The sequence below is a fragment of the Shimia ponticola genome (assembly GCF_007995215.1).
Classification (GTDB): Bacteria; Pseudomonadota; Alphaproteobacteria; order Rhodobacterales; family Rhodobacteraceae; genus Shimia_B; species Shimia_B ponticola.
The window spans coordinates 1-15,755 of record NZ_VCDK01000007.1 but is presented as its reverse complement, the minus strand read 5'-3'; the positions used below and the strand labels follow the sequence as shown (position 1 = coordinate 15,755).

General features: G+C 57.7%; 17 protein-coding genes. 1 reads left to right on the top strand and 16 read right to left on the bottom strand.

Annotated elements, in window-relative coordinates; genetic code table 11:
* Positions 1 to 55 precede the first annotated feature (55 nt).
* The 14 genes from FE702_RS16755 to FE702_RS16690 all read right to left on the bottom strand — a co-directional run bounded on the left by FE702_RS16755 (position 56) and on the right by FE702_RS16690 (position 12,588).
* Entirely contained in the window at positions 56 to 1,222 is a 1,167-nt protein-coding gene (locus tag FE702_RS16755; protein WP_255449716.1) for an alpha-D-ribose 1-methylphosphonate 5-triphosphate diphosphatase, read from the bottom strand.
* Entirely contained in the window at positions 1,206 to 1,925 is a 720-nt protein-coding gene (locus tag FE702_RS16750; RefSeq protein ID WP_147127492.1) for a phosphonate C-P lyase system protein PhnL, read from the bottom strand. Before FE702_RS16750 ends, FE702_RS16755 begins: the two co-directional genes overlap by 17 nt.
* Positions 1,922 to 2,719 (bottom strand): ATP-binding cassette domain-containing protein, encoded by a 798-nt coding sequence (locus tag FE702_RS16745; RefSeq protein WP_147127491.1) that lies wholly within the window; start codon positions 2,717 to 2,719, stop codon positions 1,922 to 1,924. The genes FE702_RS16750 and FE702_RS16745 overlap by 4 nt, the downstream gene beginning before the upstream one ends.
* A complete protein-coding gene (locus FE702_RS16740) occupies positions 2,716 to 3,630 on the bottom strand; it encodes an alpha-D-ribose 1-methylphosphonate 5-phosphate C-P-lyase PhnJ (RefSeq protein WP_147127490.1) in 915 nt (304 codons plus the stop codon). Before FE702_RS16740 ends, FE702_RS16745 begins: the two co-directional genes overlap by 4 nt.
* A complete protein-coding gene (locus FE702_RS16735; protein ID WP_147127489.1) occupies positions 3,627 to 4,697 on the bottom strand; it encodes a carbon-phosphorus lyase complex subunit PhnI in 1,071 nt (356 codons plus the stop codon). Before FE702_RS16735 ends, FE702_RS16740 begins: the two co-directional genes overlap by 4 nt.
* Complete coding sequence (phnH, locus tag FE702_RS16730; RefSeq protein WP_147127488.1) at positions 4,697 to 5,233, bottom strand: phosphonate C-P lyase system protein PhnH; 537 nt, start codon at positions 5,231 to 5,233, stop codon at positions 4,697 to 4,699. The genes FE702_RS16735 and phnH overlap by 1 nt, the downstream gene beginning before the upstream one ends.
* Positions 5,233 to 5,640, bottom strand: coding sequence for a phosphonate C-P lyase system protein PhnG (locus FE702_RS16725; protein ID WP_147127487.1), 408 nt, complete (start codon positions 5,638 to 5,640; stop codon positions 5,233 to 5,235). The genes phnH and FE702_RS16725 overlap by 1 nt, the downstream gene beginning before the upstream one ends.
* Positions 5,633 to 6,349: a phosphonate metabolism transcriptional regulator PhnF gene (phnF, locus tag FE702_RS16720; protein ID WP_147127486.1), complete on the bottom strand. Its 717-nt coding sequence runs from the start codon at positions 6,347 to 6,349 to the stop codon at positions 5,633 to 5,635. Before phnF ends, FE702_RS16725 begins: the two co-directional genes overlap by 8 nt.
* A 148-nt stretch (positions 6,350 to 6,497) precedes the next feature.
* Positions 6,498 to 7,277, bottom strand: coding sequence for a phosphodiesterase (locus FE702_RS16715; protein WP_147127485.1), 780 nt, complete (start codon positions 7,275 to 7,277; stop codon positions 6,498 to 6,500).
* Positions 7,274 to 8,101: a phosphodiesterase gene (locus FE702_RS16710; protein WP_147127484.1), complete on the bottom strand. Its 828-nt coding sequence runs from the start codon at positions 8,099 to 8,101 to the stop codon at positions 7,274 to 7,276. Before FE702_RS16710 ends, FE702_RS16715 begins: the two co-directional genes overlap by 4 nt.
* A gap of 59 nt (positions 8,102 to 8,160) precedes the next feature.
* Positions 8,161 to 9,408 (bottom strand): ABC transporter substrate-binding protein, encoded by a 1,248-nt coding sequence (locus FE702_RS16705; protein ID WP_147127483.1) that lies wholly within the window; start codon positions 9,406 to 9,408, stop codon positions 8,161 to 8,163.
* Between the two features lie 96 nt (positions 9,409 to 9,504).
* Complete coding sequence (locus FE702_RS16700; protein ID WP_147127482.1) at positions 9,505 to 10,467, bottom strand: carbohydrate ABC transporter permease; 963 nt, start codon at positions 10,465 to 10,467, stop codon at positions 9,505 to 9,507.
* Entirely contained in the window at positions 10,467 to 11,432 is a 966-nt protein-coding gene (locus FE702_RS16695; RefSeq protein WP_147127481.1) for a carbohydrate ABC transporter permease, read from the bottom strand. Before FE702_RS16695 ends, FE702_RS16700 begins: the two co-directional genes overlap by 1 nt.
* A gap of 1 nt (position 11,433) precedes the next feature.
* Complete coding sequence (locus FE702_RS16690) at positions 11,434 to 12,588, bottom strand: ABC transporter ATP-binding protein (RefSeq protein ID WP_147127480.1); 1,155 nt, start codon at positions 12,586 to 12,588, stop codon at positions 11,434 to 11,436.
* 107 nt (positions 12,589 to 12,695) lie between these two features.
* Here FE702_RS16690 and FE702_RS16685 point away from each other — a divergent pair, with 107 nt between their 5' ends.
* Positions 12,696 to 13,556, top strand: a complete 861-nt coding sequence (locus tag FE702_RS16685; protein ID WP_147127479.1) for a LysR family transcriptional regulator — start codon at positions 12,696 to 12,698, stop codon at positions 13,554 to 13,556.
* Between the two features lie 279 nt (positions 13,557 to 13,835).
* Here the strand turns inward: FE702_RS16685 and FE702_RS16680 are convergent, their stop codons facing one another.
* On the bottom strand, positions 13,836 to 14,846 hold the full coding sequence (locus FE702_RS16680; RefSeq protein ID WP_255449715.1) for an SAVED domain-containing protein: 1,011 nt from the start codon (positions 14,844 to 14,846) through the stop codon (positions 13,836 to 13,838).
* Positions 14,847 to 15,052: 206 nt separating this feature from the next.
* Positions 15,053 to 15,755, bottom strand: a 703-nt coding sequence (locus FE702_RS18680; protein ID WP_430303257.1) for a nucleotide-binding domain-containing protein, incomplete at its 5' end; no start/stop codon positions are given.

Here is a 15,755-nt window from a genome sequence, read left to right as displayed (position 1 = left end):
CCCAGACTGTGATTGTCTTCTGTGACGTCCAAGAGTCCGTTTTGTAAAACTTTGGTTACGCGACGGCGGCGACTGCTGGCTGTTCGGCAGTTTCTGGCCCGGTACCATTGGAAAAGATGATTTTTCCGGCACCAAAGGTCTGGACCACACAGTCTGCGGCATCGACAACCGCCAAATCGGCGCGTTTGCCTGTCGCGATTTCCCCCCGATCTGTGAGGCCGAGAGCCTCGGCAGGGTTCTTTGATGCCAGACGCACCGCACCGACCAGACCATCGGGGTCCTGCGGGGCCAGCACTCGGATCGCGGGCAAAATCGCGGCCGGGTGGTAGTCTGCAGCCAGAATATGCAGCAACCCGGCCGCATGGGCTTCGCGGGCCGAAAGGTTGCCGGAGTAGCTCTTACCGCGCATCGCATTGGGTGCCCCCATTGCAATCATCAGTCCACGATCTTTGGCGATTTGAGCGGCCTCGAAGGTCACCGGGAATTCGCTGATCACAGAGCCGATATCGGCCATGAGATGCGACTTCTCGACCGTGTCGTCGTCATGGCTTGCCATGGCAACACAGTGCGACTTGCAGAGCCGTGAGATACGTTCAAGGTTTTCGAGAATTTGTTCTGCTGGCACGGCGTCTTTTATCCGACGCGCGACATGGGCACGCGCGTCTTCTTCGCTGAGCCCGCTTTTCATCCGGTTGGCCACTAATGTCTCGACGTTGCGATACTGGCCTTGACCCGGCGTGTGATCCATGACCGACACAAGATCGACAGCGCCGGCGCCAAGCAAACCGTCAAGCGCGTCAATCGCAGCGGTGTAGGTCATGTCAAACCGCGCATGAATGCGGTGGTCAACGCGCAATCCTTGGATATTGTCTTTCAACGCACGAATGATCGCGGAGGTATGCTCAAAAGAGCGCCGCTCACCATCGACCGCTGTCCGCGAGAACGACACGCCTGCATAAGCTGTCGTCACCCCGGCAGCTGCGAGACGTGCATCCAGATGGCTGACTGCGACCTCCATCGGGAAGTCCACTTTCGGGCGGGGCTCCAGTTCAAGTTCGATCATGTCGCCATGCATGTCGATGAAGCCCGGAAATACGGTGAAGCCGGATGGCTGGCTTGCACTCTCAGTGATCTCGGCAATCACGCCGTTTTCGATCCGCAGAGCGCCGTTCTCAATAATCCGGTCCGCCAATATGATCTTTACGTCAGAGAGCCACATCATCTCTTTCCTCGGTCGGGGTGTGGTCGGGTGTCAGATCGACGATACGGTCGATCAGGTGCAGCACGTCGTCGGGATGGTGGAACACACCGATCATCGCCGTGCCCTGTTCTTTCAACTCTTGCAGCCGTTCCACCAGAGCCCCGCGCGCATTCGCGTCTAGCGAGGCTGTCGGCTCATCCAGCATCAACAGTTTTTGCGGCAGGATCAGCGCGCGGGCCAGATTGACCTTTTGCTGCTCGCCACCAGAGAAGGTTGTGGGGTAGGCGGCCCACAGGTCTGGCTTTACACCAAAGGTTTCAAGCGCCTTGCGGGCGGCGTTCAATGCGGCCTCCGGCTCCCACCCCGCGAGGCGCAAAGGTTCGGCCACGATGGCCTCTGCGCTCACGCGCGGGCGCGCTGTCAGGAATTGCGTGACAAATCCAATTTCCGTGCGCCGCAAATGCGCAACGTCTACATCCGCCGCCCGCGCAAGATCGATCAAACCGTAACTGGAATGAAACCGTATTTTACCGGAGAGCGGTAGATAAGACCGATAGAGCGTGCGCAGTAGCGTCGATTTGCCTGCGCCGTTTGCCCCCTTGAGCAACACAAACTCACCAGCTGCAACGGTAAAGGAGATATTCTCGAAGGCCGGGATATCCTTTTCCAGATGGTGCAGTGAAAAACCCTTTGTGAGCCTGTCAATTTCCAGAACCTGTGTCATAGTTTCGCGTGTACCAATTGTTGTGTGTATGGATGCTGCGGATCCTGGAAAATCTGATCCGCAAGCCCTGTCTCAACCACTTCGCCGCGCCGCATCACCATGACACGATCTGCCAGCGTGCGGATCACGCCAAGGTCATGGCTGACGATGACCATGGTGATCTGTCGGTCTTGTTGTAGGCGCTTGAGCGTGTCGAGCACCAGCGCCTGCACACTCACATCCAAACCCGTGGTCGGCTCATCCAGCAGCAAAAGCGCCGGTTCAAGCGCAATCGCCTTGGCCAGCTGCACGCGCTGTTGCATCCCGCCTGAGAGCTCAATCGGCGGCGCGTCAAGGCGATCCAGCGGAAACTCTGACGCATCCAAGGCTTCAGTCGCCGCCTGCCGCAGGGTCGCAAAGCTGCGTTCCCCCGCGACGAGAAGACGTTCGGCGACATTGCCTGACGATGAGTGTTTCATCAAAAGGCCAAGATGGGGGTTCTGATAGACAATTCCGATCTTGGTCGCGCAAAGCATCCGGCGGGCAAATCGGTCAAGCTCAAAGAGATTGCCAGACACATCGGGCAAGTCGAGCGTGTAACTGCCGGTCTCGGGGATCTCTTCAAGGTTCATCATCCGCAGCAGCGTCGATTTTCCTGATCCACTTTCGCCGACAATGCCAAGCACCTCGCCCTGATAGGCATGGGCCGAGACATTGCGCACGGCCCGAATGGATTTATATGATTTGGAAACGCCATGCACCTCAAGCAGCGGACGGGTCTCAACAATGCGCGGGGCGTCAAGTGCAAGGGTCATTGCGGCATCTCCCCGTTTTTGTACCAGGTCTCGCCCCGGCTTTCGCCGTCTCCATCCCGTGCGCGAATGGTTTTCACACCCCATTCGCTGTCCGAGACCTCAAAACTGGACGTGCCGTCATCCCGCGGGATTTCGTTCATGAAGAAGCCTGTTGTGCCGGAGCGGGTACAGGTCAGGTGGCCATGCTCTTCGACCTTGTAAGGCACATCCGAGAATACCAATGGCTCAACACGCGTGTAGGGCGGCACTGCGAAGATGCGCTTTTCCCGACCTGCCGAAAGGATCGTCAGGTGCTTGGCCATGTGCAGTTTCGGGACATCCCAACGGGGGATGGGCGAGGGTGTCATGACATGCCGACCATGCACAAGGCTGGGATAACTTGCGCCCTGCATGACCCGGCCGGAGCGCACGATCTGCTCATAGAGCTGCAGCCACATCCGCCCATAGTCTGCATCCGCATGCATCTGGCGCGCGATAGACATATTCGGCTGAACAGGTCGCAGCGGCTCTGGGTTCGGAACCTGCAACACCAAAATCTGGTCTTCGCGCAGGATTTCCTCGGGTATGCGGTGGCGCGACTGAATGAGATCCGCCTCCAGCGTGTCCATCGTCGTGGGCGTCCCCGCAACCCGCGCGATAAAGCGCCGGATCGACGCCGCGTTGACGCTGTCATCGGCGCCCTGGTCAATGACTTTCACGCGTGTTTGCGGGTTCACCAGTGTCAGTGACACCTGAAGCCCGCCCGTGCCCCAACCGCGCGCCATCGGCACCTCGCGGCTGGCATAGGGCATCTGGCATCCCGGCACCGCAACGGATTTCAGCATCTTGCGGCGCAGTTCGCGCTTGGCCGAGCCGTCAAGGAAGCCATAACTCATCGCTTCCCAGGGTTTTGTGAGGGTTGAGAGGCTCATTCCGCCGGCTCCATGTCAGAGGATTTGGATTGACCGGCTTTTTTGGCTTTGGCATCCCGCATCGCGTCCAACGAAGATTGGAACGTTACATAATGCGGCAGCTTGAAGTGAATGCAGAAGCCCGAGCTTTCGACACCTTCGGTATGGTAGAGAAAGAATTCCTCTTCGGTCGCAGACCCCTTCTCGGCGCCGGGACTGTTGAGGTCGAGCGTCGCCGCCGCGATGCATTTGACCTCGTTCCAGCCAAAGGTGGCGGCATAGCCGATGCCCAGCTTCTCGCCCTTTTTATCAACGACTTCGGCCTGAGAGACCTTGACCCGGCCCGCCGAAAATTGGCGCCCATCGGGATGGGTGACGGCTATCTCCGCTTCGGCCAGACGCAATTCGTTGACCGTTGGGTGCGCCTGCCCATAGCCGCGCATCGCGGCATAGCCGAGCGCCAGAACACCGCCGGTTTCGGCCCGTGCGAGGCTTTGCAGCGTGTGTGCGCGTTTGGATGGAAACAGCAGCGGCTCACGTGTGAGGTCGGGAATGTCGTTGCCCTTGGTCGGATCCTCCGCCGGGGGATCCAGCAGATCGTTATCGGCCTGCCATGCGCTGACGCTGGGCTGATAGGCCGGAGAAGGGGTGTCCGCAGGCTCAACGGGATCAGGTGCGTAAGACGCGCCTTGCAGCACATCGGTTGCCAGAATGCGGTGCGCGTAGTCCAGCGTTGGCCCCAAGACCTGCCCACCGGGAATGTCCTTGAAGGCCGCTGATATGCGGCGATGGGTGAACAAGGTGTCCTGCTCAATCGGCGCGGCGACCTGCAAACGAGGCTGCGTGGTCCGCCATGCGCGCAACAGCAGAACAGCCTCGTAGAGCTCTCCGCCGGTTTGGGCCAGAGCGAGCGCGGCAAGATCTTCGTCGTAAAGCGAGGCCTCGCCCATGACCCGGTCGATCAGATAGGGCAGGCTTTTCCTCACCTCTTCGACGCGGTCGCGGTCAAAGCCGCCCATCTCTTCACGGAAAAGTCGTTCGGATTGTTCGATGGCCCGCTCGCCACCGCGTGTTGCGACATAGGCCATTAGATTTCCTCAACCGTTGTGGATCGGGGCACGCCGACGACGCGAGCGCCGTCAACGAAGAAGAGGTCAAACCCCATCGGGTATCTCAGACGCGCGGCGCGCGCTTTCCAGAACCGGACTGGCAGGCCTTCAAGCTGAAGCGTCACCGCGCCGTCAACGCCCGGACCGGTCAGCCGCAACGCGGTCCCCGACCCGATGTTGGCGCGGATGATCACGGTGGCCCCGTCGTCGGGGTAATAGTCGCTGCCGATCGCAATGTCGGCCAGGGGATCGGACGTGGCCATCGCCCCCAGAAAGACGTGATCAGCCTTGTCGATGTCAGCCAGTTCGGCGCCCGAGCGCATAATCTCGGGCATCAGGAGCGGGTCGGCTGCGTAGACCAGACATTCCCTGTCTAGCAGGGCGGTGACAATGCTTTGCTCTCCCGGCTCTGGCAGATCCCGGGGCAATCCGGGGCGGCTCAACGTCCACAGCAAAGCGTCAAAAGCTGCGTTGTCTCGCGTCTCGGCCGGGCTTGGCGCGGGTGTCGCTAGCATCAGAATGTCTCCATGTTCACGCGGGTGGCCTCGACGCGGCGCAACACGTCATCGTCTGCCTTTTGCAATGCCTCGGCCTGCGCGTCGCAAAACGCCTTACAATCGGCGCGGCGCACATCCGTGGCCATCGCAAGATCAACCAGCGCCATGGCCATTGAGGCCTCAAGATCATGCCCGCGCCGCATCCCGTAGCCTTGCACGTCGCCCTTACGAATATGCGCTTCGCTCATCAGCACTTCGCCAAGGTGAAAGGCGACCCCTTTGGCCGTGTCGCGCATCGGCAGCATCACCAGACCGCTTCGCGATTGCAGCACTTCGATCTCACCCAAATCCGGGATCAGGGTTTCCGCAAAACTCTTGAGCCTTGCTCCATCGGCGCGCGCCAGCACGCTCAACGTGTCATCCATCGGAATGCTCCATTGTGAAATTCACCCGCGCCGCGGACCAGATGACCCGGCTGCTCGAGATCGGCGTCCCGTCAAGCGTGGCGTCGATGGCCGTGACGACCAGCACGGGAATTTCCGGGTGTTGTTTGAGGGTTTTTGCTTCGTCAAATTTTGCTGCGCGCGAATAGATTGACGTGTGCTGGCGGACATAGTCTTCGATGCCGAAGGACCGGTATGTCTCTGTCGTGGACCCAAGAACATCCCGACGCTCTGCAAAATCGGGGAAGCGTTCGGCGCAATGATAGGAGGAACCGAAGGCCACGGGCAGGTCATTGGCCAACGTGATCCTCTGGCTTTCGGTCACTCGAGCGCCAGAGTTCAGCAGCAGAGCCTGCGATACGTGATCAGGCGCGGGTATGCGGTCAGCGGAGACCAACCGACTGGTCACATCCACGCCTTGCGGGATCAGGTTGCGGCGTAGCCGGGTCCGCCTGCCGATTTGATAGGTCAGCCGTGGCGCGTCGGCAACAAAAGTGCCGCGCCCTTGTTCAATGCTGATCTTTCCGTCGCGCGCGAGCGCTTCAAGTGCGCGCCGCACCGAATGACGGCCGATCTCAAATCGATCGGCCAGTTGCGTTTCTGTGGGCAACTGATCCCCTGATGACAGCCGCCCCGAGCGAATGTCATCTGAAAGTGTGTCCCGAATTATTGTCCAGTTTTCGCGCGTCATGTCCGATTCATCCGAATGAATTTTGGCTACCCTGTCTGCGTGACAGACGCATGACAAAATGAAAAGAAAGATGCCTCGCCAAGGGCGATACACCGGTGCCAAAAGCCGAATCTGTGGGCTAGTTTGAGCCGTCGCGAGACTTTCGGACCTAGAGCAAAAAACTCTGAGACCTGTCCGCAAAGTCGTGCAAGTGAACTGTCACTTGGTTGTCACCCAGCAAAACGACCCCATATGCGGGCGGTTCGAAGTTACCCCTGATCTGTTCCGCTGGCGATTGAAGGTCCAGCGCGACCTGATGATTGAGCCCGCGCATGCACGAATAGCTGATGCCGCGCCAAGTGCCCCAGATCGCCCGGTGGACGTGGCCAAAGAATAGGTGACGAATGCGCGATGTATGCGGCGAGATAACGTCGTGGAACGCTTCTGCGTCATGCATCATGATTGCGTCCATGGCCTTGATCCCGACCTCGAAAGGGGGGTGATGCATGAAAAAGAAAACCGCGCCGGGCGCCTCCAACTGGCGGGCCAGCCAATCGCAGCGCGCCTCACAATAGGCCCCGGCATGACCTTCGGGAGCCTTCGTGTCGAGCAGCAGGAAACGCCCGTGCGCTGTGTCGATGGCCTGCTGCACAAAACCGTTCTCATCGCGCGGTAGGTCCGGGAAGGTCTGCATCAGGGACGGAGTGTCTTCGTGATTGCCGACCATAAGATGAAAGGGAATTTTCAGCTTCGTGATCTCGTTGGCAAAACGCGCATAGGCATCTGCGTCGCCCCAATGGGTCATATCACCCGTGACAATCACAAACTCCGCATCACTGTGTTCGGCGTTGATCGACGTAACAGCCTCGGTCAGTCGCTCTGCCGGGTCCTGACCATAGAGCAGACCGGAGGCGACAACATGCGTATCAGTGAGATGGATGAACTTCATTCAGCTGCGACTGGCTTGGCCCAGTCGTCCCAGCCTGTGCCCGAGGAGAATACCGGGCCATCCCATGTGAAAGGAATGTCATGGATTACGGTCGTGTCCTCGCTGACCTCGATCACTGCAAAGGAGGGCGCCATGGGCGCGCCATGCAGGAGTTCGGTCTCGGTGAAGTCGGGCAGGGACTGATTGCCGGTTGAACGGACGGAAGCAAACGGGATACCGCAATAGGTACCAGTGCAGAGCGCATGGATATGGCCGAAATGCAGATAGTCGACCTTGTCGGCAAAGCGTTTGAGTAAGTCGGCAAAGGCAGGCCGGTCCTCTGAAACCAGCGCAATTTTGTCCTCGGCGGGCTGGCCGAGTGTCATGACGTTGTGATGCATGAACAGTCGCGCGCGTTTGCAGCTTTCAAGTTGTTTCTCAAGCCAAGCAACCCGGTCCGCACCGAAATGGCCAGCATGGGTGCGCGGCGCGGTGGTATCGAGATAGATGAGCCGCGTGCCGTGAAGGTCTTCGGCATAGTTCACATAGCCGTTGGCATCGCGCGGTTGATCTGGAAAGGCCGCTAGAAAATTCGAACGATCATCGTGGTTGCCCATCAGCAGTCGAACCGGGCAAGGGAGATTAAAAAGCGCGTTTTTGAGCGCGCTGTACGCTTGCGGCTCTCCCCAATGGGTGAGGTCGCCAGTGATGATGATCCGGTCGGCATCGGCGTGTTTTGCGCGCACCTCATCCAGGGCCTGCGCAAAACGGCGATGGGGATCGAGCCCGCCCATCCGTTCGCCCGGAACGGTCAGGTGAATGTCGGAGATTTGGACGAGTTTCATTGCGGTGCCTTTCGAAAGAGAGCTGGCCGCCCAGTGGTTCAGGCGGCCAACAAAATTGATTAGCCGTTCGGCAGCAGGTCGGCGATTTCCTCGACCAGCTCTTCTTGCAGCTCTTTCATGTCGGTGGCATCGCCAGTGACGATCCGCTCGATTCCGTCATAGATCACCTGCGTGATCGCCAGACCATTGTCGCCCGGATAGGCCAGCCAGTCGCGCAGCAGCGGCAGTTGGTCTACAGCGGTTTGCTTGTTCGGGTTCTGCTCGTAGAAATCCGCAAGGATGATCTCGTTGGCGGCCTTGTTTGGCGGCATGTAACCGGTGGTCTTGGCCACTTCGGCCGCGCCTTCGCCCGAAGTGATATACTTGAGCCATGTCCAGGCGGCTTCACGCACTTTCGGGTCGTCCGAAGTCGAGGTCAGCATCGCAGCGTTGCCGCCGGCGGGAAGACCCATCGGCGCGCCGTTCAGACCCGGGAAGGGGCCTGTGACCAGTTCGAAATCGCCTTGGCTGCGCTCAACGGCGCCCAAAGCCGACGTGGACCAGAACATCATGCCGATCTCACCCGCGGAGAAGGATGCCAGCGCGGCTTTCCATTCGAGGTTCTTCATCTCACATTCGGTGAAGATTTCTTGCATCTGTTCCAGCGCGACGAGCGCCTCTGGGCTGTCCATCGTCACGCGGCCGTCTTTGACAATCGCGCTATCCTGGCTCCACAGCAGGGCCTGCATGAACCAGTTGCCGGTGATGTTCCAACCCCAGAAGATCGGGTTATCGATGCCATTGGCCTTCATGGTCTTGCAAGCAGCGATAACGTCGTCCCATGTCTTCGGCAATTCGGTGATGCCGCCTTCTTTCAGGATATCGAGGTTGTAGTAGCCAACCGGCAGCGAGATCGAGAATGGCAAACCGTAGACTTGGTCGTCAAAGGTTGACAGGGAAAGCATCGCTTGATGATAGCCGTCCTTTTCGAAATCAGCTTCGGCGGAGATGAACGGCTCCAGCGACTGGGCGATGCCCTTGTCGACCAGCGGCGCCTGACGGTTCAGGCCCTGCATGGTCACGTCCGGCAGGTTGCCTGAAACCGCTTCGCGTAGGACGGTGTTGGTGCCGTCTTCATAGGATTCGTAGGTGGCGCGGAACTTCACCTCGATATTCGGGTGCGCCTCATTGAAGGCGGGCATCATCGCCTCATAGGTCACGTCAAAGAGGTGGCTATAAGGATAGGCAAACTCGATTGTCACCTTTTCTTCGGCAAAAACAGCGGTGGCGGAGAGCGCCACAGCCATTGCAGTCAGCGTCGTTTTCATTACATCTACTCCAGTTGTTGGGGCTGACGGTTTGGCGATTGGCAGACCCCGGTGATGCGCCCAGATGGGCGATGGTAGGGTGGGAGCGATCCCACCCTATTTCATTCCAGACAGCGTGATCCCCTCGATAAAGCGGCGTTGTGCGACCAGAAATGCGACGATAAGCGGTGTGACGATGATGGTGGCGGTGGCCATCATCGGCCCGAAGAAGGAGCCATCTGCATCGCCCTTGAACTCTCGCAGGCCAAGCGGTGGCGTGAACAGCTCTCGGGAGCCGGTGACCACGATGCGCGGCCAGAAATAGTCGTTCCAATGGGCGACGATGCTGAAGATGGCAAAGGCGAGCAGGGCAGGGATGGCGGTGGGCAGCATGACGCGCCATACGATGGCGAACTCGGTCATCCCGTCCATGCGCGCGGCATCGATCAGATCATCCGGCACAGTCATGAAGAACTGCCGCATCAGGAAAATCCCAAAGACCGAGATCGTCCAGGGCACCACCAACGCGGCATAGGTATTGGTCAGCCCAACCTTGGCCAGCATGATGTAAAGCGGCAGGGCAATCGCGTGCACCGGGATCAGCAGGCAGAACAGCACCAGCCCAAACACCGCCTCTCGGCCCCAGAATTTCAGCTTGGCCAACGCATAAGCTGCGGGCAGGGCGACCAGCACCTGAACAAAGAAGATCGACACGGTGACGATCACCCCGTTCAGCAAATAGCGCAGCAGCGGCGCCTCGATGAAGGCTTTGGAATAGTTGAACACAACAGGGCGCATGGAACAGTCGATTTCGGCCTGCGCCATGATCACGGCACGGATCTCGCTGTCAGATTTGCCGGGATACTGCGGGGCGGCGGCTGCTATTTCGTCGCGGTTCGGGTCGCGCAGTTTGACGCAGCGCGGGTCGACCATCATCTCTTGCGCACCAAAGAAGCCGCCCACACCCCGATCAATCTCGCCCGGGCTTTTGAACGAATAGCTGAGCATCATGTAGAACGGTGCCAGGACGATGATCGCTCCGATCACAAGGATCAGGTGTTTCCAGATGTCGCGGGTCATCAGTAATGCACCTTTCGTTCGACCAGCCAGCGCTGGATCAGGGTAAGAAACATCACGAAGACCAGAAACAGCATGGTGATGGCCGAGCCGATGCCAATCAGGTTCTGCTGCACGCCTTTCTCAAAGATCGCGAACATCATCACATAGGTGGACTTGTTGGGCCCGCCGCCTTGAGGCCAGAAGGCTTCGACTGTGTCAAAAACCTGAAAGGCGCGGATGCAAGAGATTGTCACCACAAACACAGTCGTCGGCCCAAGTGCGGGCCATGTGACGAGCCGGAACCGTTCCCATGCGCTTTTGGCCCCATCCACTTCTGCGGCATGGTAAAGCTCACGATGCACCGCCGTCAGCCCTGCGAGGTAGAGCACCATGTTGAAGCCAAAGCCTTGCCAGATTCCGATGAAACAGAGCACCCAGATGGCGTAATCCCGATCCCCAAGCCACAGCGGGAAACCGTCGGCGCAGCCATTGGCTAGGAAGGGGACCACCTCAAGGAAGGTCCCGCAGGACAGCTCAAGCGTTTGATTGATTACACCGATCGTCGGATGCAGCATGAATTCCCAAACAATCGCCATCGCGAGCAATGTCGCCATAACCGGCAAAAAATAGATCGTCTTGTAGACATCCCCAATCCGCCCCAACGAATTGACCAACAGCGCCGCGCCTAGCCCCAGGGCAACCGAAATCGGCACGACCACCGCTACGTAGGTAAACGTCGCAACAAACATTTTCTCATAGGTCGAGCGGGAGAACAGGCGGTCGTAATTCTCAAATCCGACCCAATCAAAGCCGGAATTGCCCAGCGAATAGTTCGTGAAAGACAGAACCCCAGCGACGACAACCGGCACCAAGAGGATCAGAAACATCAAAGCCAGTGCCGGAGAAGCCAAGCACCAGGCTGTCCGGGCCTGCCGGTTCACTTCGCGCGGCGCGCGTGCGGCGGCTGGCGCGTCAATCGCAGCCATGTCAGGCCACCTCGCGCACATGCGTGACAGCGACTTCGATGCGCCGCTGACGCTTGCCAACCGCGTCGAAAATCAAACCGTCCTGCAGATCAAGGCCAAGGCCCACCTCGGCACCCAGTTGTAGCTTGTGGCGCTCAGCAGGAGCTGCACGCAGGGTCACACGAGAGGTTTGATCCGCCAGTGCGATTTGTGCATAAACTTCGGAGCCAAGGTTCTCCATATGCGCGACAGTCCCGGTCATCACCGGCTCTGTTTGCGTGAGTTTCAGCGCTTCGGGGCGCAGGCCCAACTGATAAATGCCGGCCTGAGCCGCCTCAGTGATGCGGCCCAAAACTTGGCCAAACAGGGTCAACTCGGCATTGGAAAGTTCAATCGGCAGGATATTGATCTTTGGCGAGCCAATAAACTCCGCCACCCTGATATCGCTGGGATCTTCATATATGACGCTAGGCGCGTCGCATTGCAGGATCTCTCCGCCCATCATGACCGCGATGCGGTCTGACATGGTCATTGCTTCGACCTGATCGTGGGTCACGTAGATGAATGTCGCGTTCAGGCGTCGGTGCAGTTGCGCGATCTCGGCCCGTGTCTGAACCCGCAGCTTGGCATCCAGATTGGATAGCGGCTCATCCAGCAGAAACGCGGCAGGATCCCGCACCAAGGCGCGGCCCAAGGCGACCCTCTGACGCTGCCCACCTGAAAGTTGGCCGGGCTTGCGATCCAATAGCGGGCCGATCTCAAGCATTTCGGCGGCTTTCTGCACCGCCGTAGCGATCTCGGCTCGCTGATCTTTGGCACCCGGCAGAAAAGGGCCGATCAAAGGCAGCCGTTGCGTGGTCGTAAGCGACCGCATCCGCAAAGGCACAGCGATGTTTTCGGCGACGGTCAAATGCGGATAAAGCGCATAGGATTGGAAGACCATCGACAGGTTGCGATCCGCCGCGCGCATCCCGGTGACGCCTTTGCCATCAATCGCAATGTCGCCGCTGGTCGGATCCTCAAGACCTGCAATGATGCGCAGCAATGTCGACTTCCCGCACCCTGACGGCCCAACAAGCGACACGAACTCCGCATCCGCGACGTCCAGCGTCACACCCTTCAGCACCTCGGTGTCCCCAAAGCGTTTGGTCACCGATGAGATCGACAGGCCTGCCATGCGATTCCCCCATACGTTGACACAGGGCTACTGGTGCTGAGCCACAATTTTGTGACGTCATATTAGTGAAACCGATGGGGTCTATGGGTTGCGCGAAAGGAGACTTTATGCGCCCCAATCACTATCAGTTCGTCGCCTACGCTTATGTTGTCCGCGAGGGTAGCTTTTCGGCCGCAGCGGCCCGTATGGGCGTGACGCAATCCACGATCACGCAACATATTGGAAATCTGGAAAAGACCGTCGGCACGCTTCTCCTGCGCCGCGGCAGAGACGGAGTGGAGCTGACGCCCACAGGGCAGGAATTTTATGATCTGGCCGACCGCATGGTGTCATTGGACGCCGAAGTGTCGGAGCGGCTTGAAGGCTTCAACGCCATGAAAAACGGGCGCTTGAACGTCATTGGCAACGCACCGCAACCAGCGCTCAGGATTATCGCAGCCTTCAGGCAGCGCTTTCCGGACATTCAAGTGAACTTTGGCCTTTATGATTGGTCGACCGCGACGAATATGCTCCGCAACAGACTGGCCGATGTAGGTTTGATCACGGATGCACCCGTGTCTGACGCGTGGGAGCGCATTCACATAGAGAGCGCCGAATATGTTGTTTACTGTCCAAATGAACACCCTCTGAGCGCGCAGGCATCCTTATCTCTCAAAGACTTACAGGAAGAAACGATCATTGTTCCGGAAAGAGGGTCCTTGACGAGAAAGCTGCTTGAAAACGCCTGTCGGGCTCACAACATTGCGCTCGAACGAACGGTAACGATGGCCACTTTCCCTCTGATGTACGAGGCTGTTTTGCAAGGCATCGGAGTCGCGGTATTTCTGTGCAACAGTAGTCTAGTCAAAAAGTCTGCAACGGAAATTCCGATCCGCGAGATGCCGCAGAAACATGAGACCCATTTGATCGCCACAAAGGACAAGGTGGGTTTGAAACTGATTTCCGAGTTCATCAACTCAGCGAATTAACATAAGAAAGATTATGCGTTATGTCAGTAGTACTGACATATTTCTTCCTTGCCCCGCCCTCACTCAGGTCCGGCCCTTAGCGGGCTTACAGTACATATCCCAATGCCGCGGCGCAGCTTCCGAAAAGCGGTCATACAGTTCAACCGAGACGATTGCGTCGAGCATCATTCCCAACCAAGGCAAAAATGGAGATCGTAGATACAGAGTTGGAAATAGGTGCCAACTTCGAGTCAGTCAAAAGCACAATTGGTGAAGGGTGAAAACCCTACGAAACGACTTTCAGATTGTGTGCCGTTCGACAAAGCCCAAGTCTTTTGTTTGGTCAAATATCTTCATGCTAGGATGAACCTTCGGTTGCCAAACTCGACCGAACTCAACAGCACACGAGACCGGGACAGCCGGGAACACCAACAATTCAGCATCCATTCCATGAGAATTTTTTATTTCGTCGAGTGTTGAGCGGACTATCGCTCTGTATCGGCTTAAATCATCTCTTCGTCTTAGGGCTCCGTGCTTTTGCGGGCTGCTTCGAATTTCCCAAATCGAAACATCGTTCCCAGCCACGGAAGTCACTCGGTCATCAGCAATGTCGGATGTGATCGAGATTTTCAAAGCGACACGCTTCGGTCCTACAATCCCGTTTTGGCGGTCGAATTCGACTACTTCGCCGCTTTCCGGCCAAGCCCACTGCGCGGGCTCTCTGTGGCGGTCATAGACGTCCACTTCAGAGATGTCTGAAAGGAGACGCCCCAGTTCCATCAAGAGCGGTATCGGCGCCAACCCAAACACGGAAAGATGACGAATTTCACCACTCTCAAAACGGCCTGCGATGTTCTTCGCAAAGGCTACCCTCAGTACTTCGGTCTGGACAGACCAGTAGGTCGGATCATCGTCCTTAAAGTGCATACCCTTGACCTTGATTTCGGTGGCTCGCCTTTCTGCGGGGGTCCTATTAGGCAGGATGGCGTTCACGCAGTCATCAAAAGGTACGGCAGTTTCGTTTGGTCCAATCGGCGCTGAAAACTGCAAGATGTGCGAGCGACTATCAGGGCCGGCAGAAAGAACTGTATCAACCCATTCCTCGTGCTCTCTCTTCCACTCAAGGAGTAGGTCTTCTGGATAGTCTTGCCATGTCCTGTCACCATCAATCACTCGATGATGGGCATCGCACATCAACATGATGTTTTCGGCGCTATCTGAAAGCGCGTGCGACCTTGAGGGGTGTCCCCTTTTTCCACCAGGAGAAGAAGCCACAATGTGAGCAAGGTACGCGCTATTGAAGTCAAACACACCCGCAAGAAGATCGTGATCCAGAGGTTTCCGACAGTTCTTGAACTGGCACCTTCCTGCTGCGCGCGCCCATACAAGAAGCTTCGTTACTTCACGTGGTGATGGTCCTCTATTGGACATTTTTCATAAGCTCCGACATATCTTCGAGACTTGCGCGTTTAGGGTGTGATGCATCGCGCATGCGAGCATTTGGTGCCCCCACTTCGTCAGGCGATGTTCACAACAAATGGACCGCTCCGCGCGACAAGATAGCCATCCTTTACAATAAAGCACTCTATGCTGTGGGACCCGGTATAGGATGTGGTCTCTTTGCGAACGAGACCTCCGGCTTCCGTTCTTACGTCATTTATTTCGCCACGAAGACCTTCCACGCCCTTCGCTTCAGCTTCCGGCCCAGTGTTGGTTGTCTGCCAGAAAACATCAAAAAGTTTTGAGACCGTCGTTTTGGCGCGAAAGCGTAGATCGCAGCCTTTTGGCAGAGGTTTGTCCCCACTCCGAAACCTGACGGACCGCCACCGGCTCTTGCCCGCCCGAGCTTCAACGATCTGCACCTCCCCCGTTGCGGTCGGATGTTGCGCCCATGCTGCCGGTTTTCTGTGAGGAGCTAGCTGAATAATTTCAGGAACTGGCCGAACTGCAAAACTGTTGCTCGCTGGCGCCAGAGCGTACTCAAGCTTCGGACCGATAGCCTCATCGAGTGCCTTTGAATAGCCAGATCCCAATCGCTTAGCCAAGTGATTTGGAAGCGCCGCACCAGAAGAAGCGCCGGCGATAGTCTCAAAGTCGTCGCGCGCTTGCTCCAACCACTCGTAAAAGCATTCCTCAAGCCTAGGCTCCAGTTCCCATTTGTCAGCGAAGTTTTCGAGTGGGTCGGTTGGATTTTGAACCCATGCAACGCCATCTCTATCC